11 protein-coding genes are annotated in these 12512 nt (G+C 67.6%); 1 reads left to right on the top strand and 10 read right to left on the bottom strand.

What is annotated here, in order from left to right:
- Positions 1-162 precede the first annotated feature (162 nt).
- From LC039_RS18070 to LC039_RS18055, 4 genes are all read right to left on the bottom strand, one after another.
- Complete coding sequence (locus tag LC039_RS18070; RefSeq protein WP_226627081.1) at positions 163-1185, bottom strand: zinc-binding alcohol dehydrogenase family protein; 1023 nt, start codon at positions 1183-1185, stop codon at positions 163-165.
- Positions 1182-2003: an ATP-binding cassette domain-containing protein gene (locus tag LC039_RS18065; RefSeq protein ID WP_226627079.1), complete on the bottom strand. Its 822-nt coding sequence runs from the start codon at positions 2001-2003 to the stop codon at positions 1182-1184. Before LC039_RS18065 ends, LC039_RS18070 begins: the two co-directional genes overlap by 4 nt.
- Positions 2004-2058: 55 nt before the next feature.
- The gene (locus tag LC039_RS18060) at positions 2059-3003 is read right to left on the bottom strand and encodes an ABC transporter substrate-binding protein (protein WP_226627077.1); all 945 of its coding nucleotides are present in this window, start codon (positions 3001-3003) and stop codon (positions 2059-2061) included.
- A gap of 69 nt (positions 3004-3072) precedes the next feature.
- Positions 3073-4098: an ABC transporter permease gene (locus LC039_RS18055; RefSeq protein WP_226627075.1), complete on the bottom strand. Its 1026-nt coding sequence runs from the start codon at positions 4096-4098 to the stop codon at positions 3073-3075.
- 202 nt (positions 4099-4300) lie between these two features.
- On the opposite strand from LC039_RS18055, the gene LC039_RS18050 reads away from it, so the two are divergent.
- Entirely contained in the window at positions 4301-5203 is a 903-nt protein-coding gene (locus tag LC039_RS18050) for a GntR family transcriptional regulator (protein WP_226627073.1), read from the top strand.
- Positions 5204-5237: 34 nt separating this feature from the next.
- Here LC039_RS18050 and LC039_RS18045 read toward each other — a convergent pair whose 3' ends face one another.
- The 6 genes from LC039_RS18045 to LC039_RS18020 all read right to left on the bottom strand — a co-directional run bounded on the left by LC039_RS18045 (position 5238) and on the right by LC039_RS18020 (position 12472).
- Entirely contained in the window at positions 5238-6209 is a 972-nt protein-coding gene (locus LC039_RS18045) for an aldo/keto reductase (protein WP_226627071.1), read from the bottom strand.
- A gap of 8 nt (positions 6210-6217) precedes the next feature.
- Positions 6218-7342 (bottom strand): mannitol dehydrogenase family protein, encoded by a 1125-nt coding sequence (locus LC039_RS18040; RefSeq protein WP_226627070.1) that lies wholly within the window; start codon positions 7340-7342, stop codon positions 6218-6220.
- 149 nt (positions 7343-7491) lie between these two features.
- Positions 7492-9105 (bottom strand): ABC transporter ATP-binding protein, encoded by a 1614-nt coding sequence (locus LC039_RS18035; RefSeq protein ID WP_226627068.1) that lies wholly within the window; start codon positions 9103-9105, stop codon positions 7492-7494.
- Positions 9098-9916, bottom strand: a complete 819-nt coding sequence (locus tag LC039_RS18030) for an ABC transporter permease (protein WP_226627066.1) — start codon at positions 9914-9916, stop codon at positions 9098-9100. The genes LC039_RS18035 and LC039_RS18030 overlap by 8 nt, the downstream gene beginning before the upstream one ends.
- Complete coding sequence (locus LC039_RS18025; RefSeq protein ID WP_226627064.1) at positions 9913-10872, bottom strand: ABC transporter permease; 960 nt, start codon at positions 10870-10872, stop codon at positions 9913-9915. The genes LC039_RS18030 and LC039_RS18025 overlap by 4 nt, the downstream gene beginning before the upstream one ends.
- A 10-nt stretch (positions 10873-10882) precedes the next feature.
- Positions 10883-12472, bottom strand: coding sequence for an ABC transporter substrate-binding protein (locus tag LC039_RS18020; RefSeq protein ID WP_226627062.1), 1590 nt, complete (start codon positions 12470-12472; stop codon positions 10883-10885).
- Positions 12473-12512: the final 40 nt, after the last annotated feature.

Genomic DNA, 12512 nt, shown 5'->3' with positions numbered 1-12512 from the left:
TCATAACGGGTCGGGTCATGAGTGATATCTCCTCAATGGCGCGGCGGGCGCCTCTCCTAGAGGACAGCTAGACAGGCGCCAGGAGGGGTTTCAAGGCGAAAGGCGATACGCGCCCCGGCCGTCCGGGCGGGCTGAGGCACGCCCGGCTCCCGTCGCATCCAACTACCCCAGCGGCGTGACCACCGCCTTGATCAGCGCGTCGCGATCCTTGGCCAGCAGCGGGAAGCGCTCGGGCAGATCGGCCAGCGCGATGCGCTCCGACAGCAGAGCAGCCGTGTCGATGTCCCCCGACGCGATGGCTGCCATCACCCGCTCGAAATCCGCCTTCAGCGCGTTGCGCGAGCCGATGATCCGGGTCTCGCGCTTGTGGAACTCGGCGTCCTCGAAGGTGATCTGATCCTTCACCACGCTGACCAGCACGTAGGTCGAGCCATGCGCCAGCAGCGGGAAGCCCGCCTCGATGGCCTTCGCGTTGCCGGTGGCGTCGAAGATCAGGTCGAAACCGTCCGACAGGTCGCCCTCGAGGATCGGCTCTCCCGCCACGTGCAGGTGCTCGAACCCGAAAAGCCGCTGCGCCTGCTCGAGCCGCGCGGGGCTGAGATCCATCAGGTGCACCTCGGCCCCTTCGAGCCGGGCAAAGAGCGCCGTGCCGAGCCCGATCGGCCCCGCCCCGGTCACGAGCACCCGATCGCCGGCCATGATGTCCGAGCGGCGCACCGCATGCGCACCGATGGCGAGGAACTCGACCATCGCCGCCTGCTCGGGGCGCAGCCCCTCGGCGGCGTAGAGATTGCCCGCAGGCACCGCGATGCGCGCGCAGAGCCCGCCGTCGCGGTGCACGCCCAGAACCTCGATGGAGATGCAGCAATTGGGCTTGCCACGCTTGCAGGCCCGGCACTCGCCGCAGGAAAGATAGGGGTTGATCACGACGAGCTCGCCCTTGTTCCAGCCCGCCGCATCCTCGGCGACATGGCCGGAGAGCTCGTGGCCGATCACCCGCGGGTACTGCAAGAATGGGTGCTTGCCCTCGAGAATGTGGTAATCGGTGCCGCAGATGCCGACGGCGGCAATATCCACCAGCACCCAGCCGTCGGGCGCGCTGGCGGGCTTCGGCCGCGCCTCGAGCGCGAATTTGCCGGGCTCGAGGCAGGTGCCGCAGAGCATGGTCTCGGTGTGGCTGTTCATCGCGCCGCCTCCAGCTCGCCGAGGTTGCGCGGCCGCCAGTCCGTGGGCAGCTCGCCCTTGATGATCAGCGACAGGATGTCGTCCTTGTGCACTTCGTCGATGTCATGGGCGCCGACAAGCTTGCCCTTGTTCATCACCACCACCCGGTCGCAGAGGTCGAAGACATCGTGCATGTCGTGGCTGACAAGGAAGATGCCGATGCCCTGCGCCCGCAGCTTGCGGATGAGGTCGGCGACCATCGCCGTCTCCGAGGGGCCGAGCGCCGCCGTCGGCTCGTCCATGATCAGGATCTTCACGTCGAAGTAGATGGCGCGGGCAATCGCGATGACCTGCCGCTGGCCGCCCGAGAGGCTGGAAACCGGGTCCTTGAGGTTGGTGAAATTCGGGTTCAGCGTCGCCAGCACCTTGCGCGCCTCGGCCAGCATGCGCTTGTCGTCGAGATTGCCGAAGCGGGTCTTCAGCTCGCGCCCCAGAAACAGGTTGGACGGCGCGTCGAGGTGATCGGCCAGCGCCAGCGTCTGGTAGATGGTCTCGACACCATGCGCCCGCGCGTCCTGCGGCGAGCCCATCTCGACCACGTCGCCGGCGATGCGGATCTCGCCGCGGCTCGGCGCCATGGCGCCCGAAAGGATGCGCATCAGGCAGGACTTGCCCGCACCGTTGTGGCCGAGCACGCCGACCACCTCGCCGGGGCGCAGGTCGAGCGAGACCCCGTCCACGGCCACCACGCCGCCGAAGTGCTTCTCGATGCCGCGCATCTCGACGAGGGGGGTGGTCTCGGCGTCAAACCGGGCGGCGGCTTGCAGGGTCTGGCTCATGCTGCGCTTCCTTCCATGGGTCTGGCCGGGACCGCGAGGGCCCCGGCCGCATCGCTCAGTAGAGGACGTTCTGCGCCTCGGGGGCGTCGATATTGTCCTTGGTCACCAGCACCACGCCGGTGTCGATGAAGGGCTCGATCTTGTTGCCCGCCAGCACGTCCATCACCGCGTTGACGCCCAGCTCGCCCATCTGGAACGAGCCCTGCACGGCGATCGCCTCGAGCGTGCCCGAGCGCACGAATTCCTGCAGGTCGGCATTGCCGTCGAAGCCGAAGGCGGCGATCTGCCCCGCCTTGCCGGCCTGCTCGATGGCGCGGCCCATGCCCACGGCGGTGGGCTCGTTGGCGCCGAAGATGCCCACGAGGTCCGGGTTCGCCGCCAGCACGTCGGTGGTCTGGTTCAGCGCGTTGGCCATCTGCGACTGCGAGTAATAGGGCCCGACGATCTCCAGCGAGGAGTTGGCCGCAAGGTAGTCGCTGAAGCAGCCGACGCGGCCGATTTCCGACCCGACGCCCGCGACGTAGGACATCACCGCGACCTTGCCCTCGGTGCCGACCTTGTCGATCATCGCGCTGGCGACCAGCTCGCCCGCGGCGCAGTTGTCGGTCGACAGGAACGCCTGGTAGGTGCCCTCGGCGCTGTCGGTCAGGGCAGAGTCGATGATCACCACGGGGATCGCCGACTCGTAGGCGCGCTTGACCGCCGGGGCCAGCGCCTCGGGGTCCGAGGGTGCCAGCACGATGCCCGCAACGCCGCGGTTGATGGCATTCTCGACAAGGTTCACCTGGTCGGCGATGGCGCTCTCGGTGGCCGGACCGTCGAAGCTCATGCTGTGCTCGGACTGGCCCTCGATCGCCGCCGTGGCGCCGAGGTTCACGTTCTGCCAGAAGTTCGAGCTGGTGGTCTTCACGATCACCGCGATCTCGCCCGCCTGGGCGGCGCCCGCCGCGGTCAGCGCCAGCGCGCTCGCGGCCATGAGGCTGGTCAGTCTTCCGTTCATCCTGTCTTTCCTCCCTAGATGACAGTCTTCGTTGGAAATTTCCCGGGGTCGTTCGGGGCCGCGCCCGCCTCAGCGGCGGTTGCGCAGCTGGTCGATGTAGACGGCGCCGATGACGACGAAGCCGATGACGATCTGCTGGATGAAGGACGACACGCCGCCCATGTTCAGCCCGTTGCGCAGCACGCCGATGATGAAGGCACCGATCATCGTGCCCGAGATGCCGCCGACGCCGCCCATCAGCGAGGCGCCCCCGATCACTGCCGCAGCGATGGCGTCGAGCTCGTACATCACGCCCTCGCTCGGCTGCGCGGTGATCAGCCGCGACATCAGCACGTTGCCCGCCACGCCCGCCAGAGCGCCCGACAGCGTGTAGGCGATGAGCTTGGTGCGATCCACGAGCACGCCCGAGAGCCGCGCCGCTTCCTCGTTGGAGCCGGTGGCGTAGATGTGCCGCCCGATGGCACGGCGACGCAGCATGTAGGAGGCGACGATCGCCACCACCACCAGCAGGATCGCCGGATAGGGAATGCCGGGGAAGATCACCCGCGGAAAGCCGTTGTCGCCCATCTCGACGACCCGGAACAGCGCGCCATTGCCGAGCACCCCGAAGGCCTCGCCGAGCTGCGAGATCGGCGCCGCGCCGGTCAGCTGCAGCGCCGCGCCGCGGGCGATCAGCATCATCCCGAGCGTGGCGACGAAAGGCGTGATCTTCATCTTTGTGACGACGAAGCCGTTGAAGAGGCCGCAGGCCGCGCCCATGCAGACGCCCAGCATCATCGCCGGCACCACCGGCACACCGGCCTTGACCATCATGCCGGTCACAGTGCCCGAAAGCGCTAGCACCGAGCCCACCGACAGGTCGATGCCGCCGGTGATGATCACCATGGTCATGCCGATGCCCAGCAGCCCGATCACAGAGGTCTGCAGCAGGATGGTCAGCGTGTTGTTCACCGACAGGAAGGCCGGGCTGGCAAAGGAGAAGGCGATCACCAGGATCGCCAGCGTCAGTAGCGCCGAGATGCGGTGAAAGGCTGCAGCCGAGTTGGGCAGCATGCGGGTCCAGGCGCCTTGCGACGGCTGCGAAATATTGGCCATGGGTCCTCCCGGGGTCCTCCGACTGTGCCGAGTCATGGTCCCTCCTCCACGCGGCACAAAATTATTAAAAACAGGGTGTCGTGATGCTTGACCCGGGTCAAGTGTTTTTAATAATTTAATTCATCGGTAAAATACCAAGTGGCGCACCGGGAAGGACCACATGACGCACGCTCAGCCAAGCCGACCCGCAGGGTTCTGACCCATGGCCCGCAGCGACACCCGCTTCCGCGAGACCTACAATGCCCTGCTCGATCTCTGCGCCGGGCTCTCTCCCGACGACTCGCTCCCCTCCGAGAACGCCCTCGGCGATCGGCTCGGCGTCAGCCGCACCGTCGTGCGCGCCTGCCTGCAGCGCGCCTCGGACGACGGCTTGATCCGCTGGGATGGCCGCGAGAAGACCCTGCTCCGCGCCCCGCATGCCGAGGACCGGGTGCCGCTCGACATGCAGACCGAGGATCCCGAAACGCTCGAGCAGCGCTTCCTCGAATGGATCCTGCGCTTCGACGTCCCTGCGGGGACACCGCTCAACGTCGCCGCGCTATCGCGCGAGTTCGGGGTGACGCCGCAGCTCCTGCAGGAGTTCCTCGCCGGGCTCAGCCGCTTCGGCCTCGTCGAGCGCCGCAAGAAGGGGGGCTGGCTGCTGCTCGGCTTCACCGCGGGTTTCGCGGTGGAGCTGTCGGAGTTCCGCAGCCTGCTGGAGCTGAACGCGGTGCAGCACCTCGTGACCCTGCCGGGCAGTCACCCGATCTGGCCCAAGCTCGAAGCACTGCACGCCGAACACCTCGACCTGCTCGACCGGATCGAGAGCGACTTCCACGACTTCTCGCCGCTCGACGAGCGCTTCCACGCGACGATCAACTCGGTGGTGCAGAACCGCTTCGTAGCGGAGTTCCAGAAGGTGATCGCGCTGATCTTCCACTACCACTACATGTGGGACAAGACCCTGGAACGGCACAGAAACCAGGCTGCCATCGGTGAGCACCTGGAGCTACTGGACGCGCTGCTCCTGCGCGACGCGGCGGCCTCGGAGCAGGCAGCGCGGCGGCATCTCCTGACTTCGAAGACGACGCTGCTCTCCTCGCTCCGCGACCACCGACTGGGCTGAGGCCCCACGAAAGGCCAAGGCACAGGGACAAGTCTCAGGCGAAAAGCGCCTCCGTCCCCGCGGGGACAGGGGTCTTCAACGCCTCGAGATTGCGGGTCAGGCTCGAAGCCTTGGAGGTGCCGAGCAGCACCGAGGCCGTTGCGGGATGGCCCAAGGCGAACTGCAGCGCGGCGGTGGCCAGCGGCATGCCTAGCGCTTCCGCGTCCTTCTGCAGCTTGGCGACGCGGTCCAGCACCTGCTTCGGCGCCGGGCCGTAGTCGTAGGTCGCGCCCTCGACCGGCCCCGTGGCGAGGATGCCGGAGTTGAACACCCCGCCCAGCACTAGGCTCGTCCCGGCCTCCCGGCAGCGCGGCACCAGTTCCGCCTCGGCGGAGCGGTCGAGCAGCGTCAAGCGCCCGGCCAGCAGGATCACGTCGATGGGCCCGTGGTCCATCACATCGAGGCAGACCTGGCACTCGTTCACCCCGAGGCCGAAGGCGCCGATCCTGCCCGCCTCCTTGAGCTTCACCAGCGCCTCGTAGCCGCTGCCGAAAAACGCTTCCATATGCCCGGCGTTGGCCGCCTCCCCGTGGGTGTAGGCGCCGATGTCGTGCACGTAGGCGATGTCGAGCCGGGTGACGCCGAGCCGTCCGCAGGCCTGCTCGAAACTCTCTCGGATGCCGTCACCGGAGTAGTCGTAGGTCATCAGGTTGGCCAAGGGCTCGATGTAGCTGTCAGCCTCGGCGATCGGCTCGGGCGATGGCGACAGCACCCGCCCGAGCTTCGATGAGAGCGCATAGCTGTCCCGGTCCCGGCCCTGCAGAAAACGTCCCAGCCGGGTCTCCGACAGGCCGCGCCCGTAGTGCGGCGCGGTGTCGAAATAGCGGATGCCCGCGTCCCAGGCGGTCTGCAGCACGGCCTCGGCGTCCGCATCGGTCACCTTCCGGTAAAGATTGCCGATGCTGGCGCAGCCGAAGGAGACTTCGGTCACCTCGGCGCCCGTGTTGCCGATGGTCCTGGTTTTCATCGGGGTCTTCATGCGGTTTCCTCCCTGCGTGTCAGCGCGGCCTCGATCCGCGGTTTGTCGGTGCGATCGCCCTGCCCGCGGGCCCATGCGACGAAGGCGGCGAGGCGGCGGTCGAGTTTTTCCGAGTGGTTCTGCGCGATGTCCGACAGCGCGTGGTCGAGGAAGGGGTTGGCGAAACGGTCCAGCGTCTCCGCCACATAGGCCGAGGCTGCCGCCCCCTCGCCCGCCGCGGCAAAGCCGGGCAGCACCTCCTCGCGGTAGAGCGCCTCGAGCGCGGCGCGGCGCTCGGGATCGGCCAGCACCTCGCGGACCCGCGACGGCCCGTCGCGCCCCTCATCCAGCCAGCGCGAGACCATCCAGGTGTGGCCGAGGTTGAGGATGAAGAGCTTGAGCCGCGCCACCCGGCCCAGGTCACCGACCACCTGCACGTCGGGATGGGCGCAGGGCAGGATAAGGCCGGGGCGGTCCTCGATGGCCCAGAGCGCATAGGGTTCGGCGACGGCTCCGGCGGGCTCCAGCGGCTCCGAGACGATACGGTCGACCAGCGAGTTCACCCAGAGCACATCAGTGCTGAGCCAGTCGCGGAAGGCGTCGGGGAGGTCCGCGGATGCGGCGAGCACAAGCTCGCGCAGCACGTCGCCGTTGTTCTGGACCAGCTCGGTCGGCATCACCTGGATCGGTGCGCCGCCTGCCTCGAAGCGCGCGAACAGCAGGCGGGCGAGCTTGCCGGGGTAGGACATATCTTGCTGCGGGCGGGTGTCGGCCGTGGCATCCGCGGGCTGCGGGCGGAAGCCGGCGTCGGCGGTGTTGGAGAGGATGATCTGCACTTCGCCGCGCACGAGGTCCAGCAGCTGGTCCATGTCGGTGGCGGTGCTGAGCGTGCGCCTCACGCTGGTGACGCGGCGCGCCTCGTCGACCTGCTGCCCGGCGCGAAGGCCGCGCAGGCGGACCGGGTAGCCCTCGGGCGCGGTGAGCCCCCGCAGCCGCGCGGCGCGGGTGGGATCGCCCGAGGATTGCACCACGGTGACCGGGCCGAGCGCCTCGCCGCGGGCCATGGCTTCCGACAGGAAGAGGTCGACATGGGCCTGCAGGAAGCGGCTCGTGCCGAACTGCAGGATCGGCGTGCTGAGCATGGTGTCTCCTCCTCCCTGCTCTGCCGGGCCAACTCCTCTCGGTCCGGCGGTATTTGGTTTTTTATTATTCAGTACCTACGCAGGGTCAAGGGCATTGTTGCGCGGCGCCCGCCATTTGCGGGCGCCTGCACCTGTGCGTGGGGAGACCTTCAGCCGGCGGCCACCTCTTCCATCCAGCCGAGGCGCATCTCGGGCACCGACTTCAACAGCATGTCCGTGTAGTCGTCGAAGGGCGGCGCCAGCACTTCGGACTTGCGGCCGTAGCGGACCAGCTTGCCGAGGTGCATGACGGCGATCGTGTCGGCGATGGCGCGGACCGTGGCGATGTCATGGGTGATGAAGAGATAGGAGACCTGTTCGCGCGCCTGCAGATCGGCGAGCAGCTTGAGGATGCCCTCGGCGACCAGCGGATCGAGCGCGCTGGTCACCTCGTCGCAGATGATCAGCTTGGGCTTGGCGGCCAGCGCGCGGGCGATGCACACACGCTGCTTCTGCCCGCCCGAGAGTTCCGCGGGGTAGCGGTCGATGAACTCCTCGCCCAGTTCGATCTGGTCGAGCAGTTCGATCACCCTGCGCCGCTGTTCCCGGCCCTTCATGCCGAAGTAGAAGCGCAAGGGCCGCCCGATGATCGTGCCCACCGTCTGGCGCGGGTTCATCGCGACATCGGCCATCTGGTAGACCATCTGCAGCTCGCGCAGATCCTCGCGCGTGCGGCGCTTGCGCTCGGCGGGCAGGACGCGCCCGTCGAAGGTGATCTTGCCCGAAACCGGCGGCAGCAGACCGGTGATGACCCGCGCCAGCGTCGACTTGCCGGAGCCGGACTCGCCGACGACGGCCAGCGTGGTGCCCGGCTGGATCGCCAGGTTGATATCGGAGAGCACATTGCGGTCCATGCCGCGATAGCGCGCGTTGAGCCCCTCGATCTCGAGTACCGGCGGCAGTTCGGTGATCTTTTCCTCGTGTGCCTTGGCGGTGACCGAGACCAGCGCCCTGGTGTACTCCTCCTGCGGCGCGGTGATGATCTGCTCGGTGGTGCCGTATTCCACCGTCTTGCCCTGGCGCAGCACCATGATGTCGTCGGCGATCTGCGCCACCACCGCGAGGTCGTGGGTGATGTAGAGCGCCGCAACGCCCTGTTCGCGGATCGCCGTCTTGATCGCCGACAGAACCCCGAGCTGGGTGGTCACGTCGAGCGCGGTGGTGGGCTCGTCGAAGATCACCAGGTCGGGCTCGGGACAGAGCGCCATGGCGGTCATCGCGCGCTGCAGCTGCCCGCCCGAAACCTGGTGCGGGTAGCGGCTGCCGAAGGTTTCCGGCTCGGGCAGGCCGAGCTTGCGGAAGAGCTCCACGGCGCGCGCCTCGGCGACGGCGCGGGTGGCGCGACCATGGCTGACGCTGGCCTCGACCACCTGGTCCATCAGGCACTTGGCGGGGTTGAAGGCGGCGGCGGCGGATTGCGCGACATAGGTCACCTCGGCCCCGCGCAGGCTGCGCAGGGTGCGCCCCGATGCCTCGCGGATCTCGCGCCCGTTGAGCACGATCTCCCCGCCGGTCAGCTCGATGCCGCCGCGGCCGTACCCCATGGCCGAGAGGCCGATGGTCGACTTGCCGGCACCGGACTCACCGATGAGGCCCAGCACCTTGCCCTTTTCCAGCTCGAGCGAGACGCCGTCGACGATGGTGATGCGGCGGGGCGCTTCGCCGGGGGGCTGCGCCGTCGCCTCGATCTTCAGGTTGTCGATGCGCAGAAGCGGGTCAGCCATTGCGGCCTCCTTTCAGCGAGGAGGTGCGGTCGAGCACCCAGTCGGCCACGAGGTTGACGCTGATCGCCAGCGCCGCGATGGCCACCGCCGGCAGCAGCGCCGCGGGGATGCCGTAGACGATGCCGTCCTTGTTCTCCTTCACGATGCCGCCCCAGTCTGCGCCGGGCGGCTGCACGCCGAGCCCGAGGAACGACAGGGTCGAGACGAAGAGCACCATGAAGATGAAGCGCATGCCGGCCTCGGCGACCAGCGGCGAGAGCGCGTTGGGGAGGATCTCGCGGAAGATGGTCCAGGCGCGGCCCTCGCCGCGCAGCTCCGCCGCCTCGACGTAGTCCATCACCGCGATGTCGCTGGCGACGGCGCGGGACAGGCGGAAGACGCGGGTCGAGTCGAGCAGCCCCATGACGATGATCAGCACGGGAATGGTGACCGGCATGACCGAGAGCACCACGAGCGCGAAGATCAGCGTCGGGATCGCCATGACCAGATCGACGAAGCGCGACAGCAGCTGGTCGACCCAGCCGCCGATGACCGCGGCGAAGAGCCCGGCGATGGAGCCGGTGACGAAGCTGACCACCGTGGCCGCGCTGGCGACGAGAATGGTGGTCTGCCCGCCCCAGATCAGCCGCGACAGCAGGTCGCGCCCGATGTTGTCGGTGCCGAGCAGGAAGGTGCTGGAGGCCGGCTCCCAGACGTCGCCGACGACCTCGCTGACGCCGTAGGGGGCGATGAGCGGGGCGGCGATGGCGCTGAAGAGGAAGAGGCCGGTGATGACAAGCCCGATCAGGGCGGGAATGGGAATACGCCTCATTTCGGGTGCCTCAGTCTGGGGTTCGCGAGGATCGAGACGATGTCCGCGACCATGTTCAGGAAGATGTAGACCGCCGCGAAGATCAGCCCGCAGGCCTGCACCACCGGCACGTCGCGCTTGGAGACGTGGTCGACGAGGTATTGGCCCATGCCGGGGTAGACGAAGACCACCTCGACCACGACGACGCCGACGACGAGATAGGCCATGTTGAGCATGACCACGTTGACGATCGGCGCGATGGAGTTGGGGAAGGCGTGGCGCCAGATCACCGCGGAGCGGCGGATGCCCTTGAGTTCGGCGGTCTCGATATAGGCCGATTGCATGACGTTGAGCAGCGCGGCGCGGGTCATGCGCATCATGTGCGCCAGCACCACCATCACCAGCACGGCGATCGGCAGCGAGATCGCGTGGAGCTTTTCGAGCAGGCTCATGCGGTCATTGAGCATGGCCACCGAGGGCGCCCAGCCGAGTTGCACCGCGACGTAGTACATCAGGATGTAGCTCATCATGAACTCGGGCACCGAGATCGCCGAGAGCGTCGCGGCAGAGATCACCTTGTCGGGCCAGCGGCCGCGGTAGAGTACCGAGACCAGACCCAGGATGATCGCCAGCGGCACCGAGATCAGCGCCGCCCAGGAGGCCAGGAAGAGCGTGTTGCCCAGCCGTTCCGAGATCGCGCTGGCGATGTCGCGGCCATTGCTGAGCGAGGTGCCGAGATCGCCGTGCAGGATCCCCGTGAGCCAGGAGAAATAGCGCTCGGTCGCGGAGGCGTTGAGGCCCAGCTCCTCGCGCAGGTTGGCAAGGGATTCCGGCGTGGCGGTCTGGCCGAGGATCGCCTGCGCGACATCCCCGGGGAGGATCTGCGTGCCGAGGAAGATCATGATCGACACGAGGAATATGAGCAGCAGGCCCAGCGCGATACGCTGGGCCACAAGTTTCGCGATGTAAGCGTTCATGCGGGCGGCCTCAGGCCAGCCAGCACTTGTGCGGTGCGAGACCGTTCATCACTTCGAGAACGCCGCTTTCTTCCCAGCCCTGGATCTGGTCGCTCACGCCTTCGATGAAGTCGTTGAACATCGGGCAGATCAGCCCGCCCTCGTCGGCGAGGATGTCGGCCATCTCGCGGTAGAGCTGCTTGCGCTTCTCCTGATCGAGCTCGGCGCGGGCTTCGACCAGCTTGGCGTCGAACTCGGCATTGTCGAAGCGGGTGTCGTTCCAGTCGGCGGTCGACAGGTAGGCGGTGGCGTACATCTGGTCCTGCACCGGGCGGCCCGACCAGTAGGAGGCGCAGAAGGGCTCCACGTTCCACACGTCCGACCAGTAGCCGTCATCGGGCTCGCGGCTGATCTCGAGCGGGATGCCGCAGGCACGCGCGCTCTCCTGGAAGAGCTGCGCCGCGTCCACCGCGCCGGGGAAGGCGCCCTCGGCAACGCGCAGGACGATCGGGCTGCCGTCGTGGCCGGACTTCTCGTAGAACTCCTTGGCCAGCTCGGGATCATACGCGCGCTGCGGGCGGGTGTCGTCGAACAGCGGGTAGGACGCGTTGATCGGGATGTCGTTGCCCACCGAGCCGTAGCCCTGCAGGATCTTGTCGACCATCTCCTCGCGGTTGATCGCGTATTTCAGCGCCATGCGCAGGTCGGCATTATCGAAGGGCGCGGTGTCGCAATGCATTATGAAGACGTAGTGCCCACGCCCCGCCACGCTCTTGACCTCGAGGCCCGGCGCGCGGCCGAGCAGGCCGGCGACCTTGGGCGCGACCTGGTTGATGATGTGCACCTGGCCCGACTGCAGCGCGGCGTTGCGCGCGGTGGCGTCGTTGATCACCGCGAACTCGACACCGTCGAAATGGCCGCGGCTGTCGTCCCAGTAGTCGGCGAACTTCTCGAAGGTGTAGCGCACGCCCGGCTCGGCCTCGACCACACGGTAGGGGCCGGTGCCGATGCCCGCGCCGGGGTTGTCACGGCCGCCGTTCGGCTGGATCACCAGGTGGTAGTCCGACATCAGGTAGGGCAAGTCGGCGTTGGCCTCGGCGAGTTCGACGATGAAATTGCCGCCCTCGACCCTCATGTCCTTGATGCCCTTCATGATGCCGAGGGCGCCGGACTGGGAGTCCTCGTCCGAATGGCGGCGCATGGTTTCGAGCACGTCTTCGGCGGTCAGCTCCGAGCCGTCGTGGAACTTGACGCCCTCACGGATCGCGAAGGTCCAGGTCATGGCGTCGGGGCTCGAGCTGACATCGGTGGCAAGCCGCATGTCGAGCGAGCCGTCCGGGTTCACGTCGAGCAGCGTCTCGCCGAAGGTGCGGGTGGTGTGGAAGGCCACCTGAACCAGCGCCATTGCCGGATCGAGGGACTCGGTGCTCTCGCCGCCGCCGAGGCCCATTTTCAGGATGCCGCCTTTGACCGGCTCCTGCGCCAGCGCCGCGCTGAACGGCACGCCGCCCCCGATCAAAGCGCCAAGGCCGAGCACGGAGGCTCGGCCAAGCAGGCTGCGGCGCGACAGGCCCTTGCGGCTGAACCGCTGATAGGTCGAAGTCTTGGTCTGATTGGTCATGTGATACCCCTGTTTCTTTCTTTGAGTTTCTTGCAGGCCC

It is taken from the genome of Alloyangia pacifica, assembly GCF_020524285.1.
Classification (GTDB): Bacteria; Pseudomonadota; Alphaproteobacteria; order Rhodobacterales; family Rhodobacteraceae; genus Salipiger; species Salipiger pacificus_B.
This window is presented reverse-complemented; position numbering and strand designations above follow the sequence as displayed.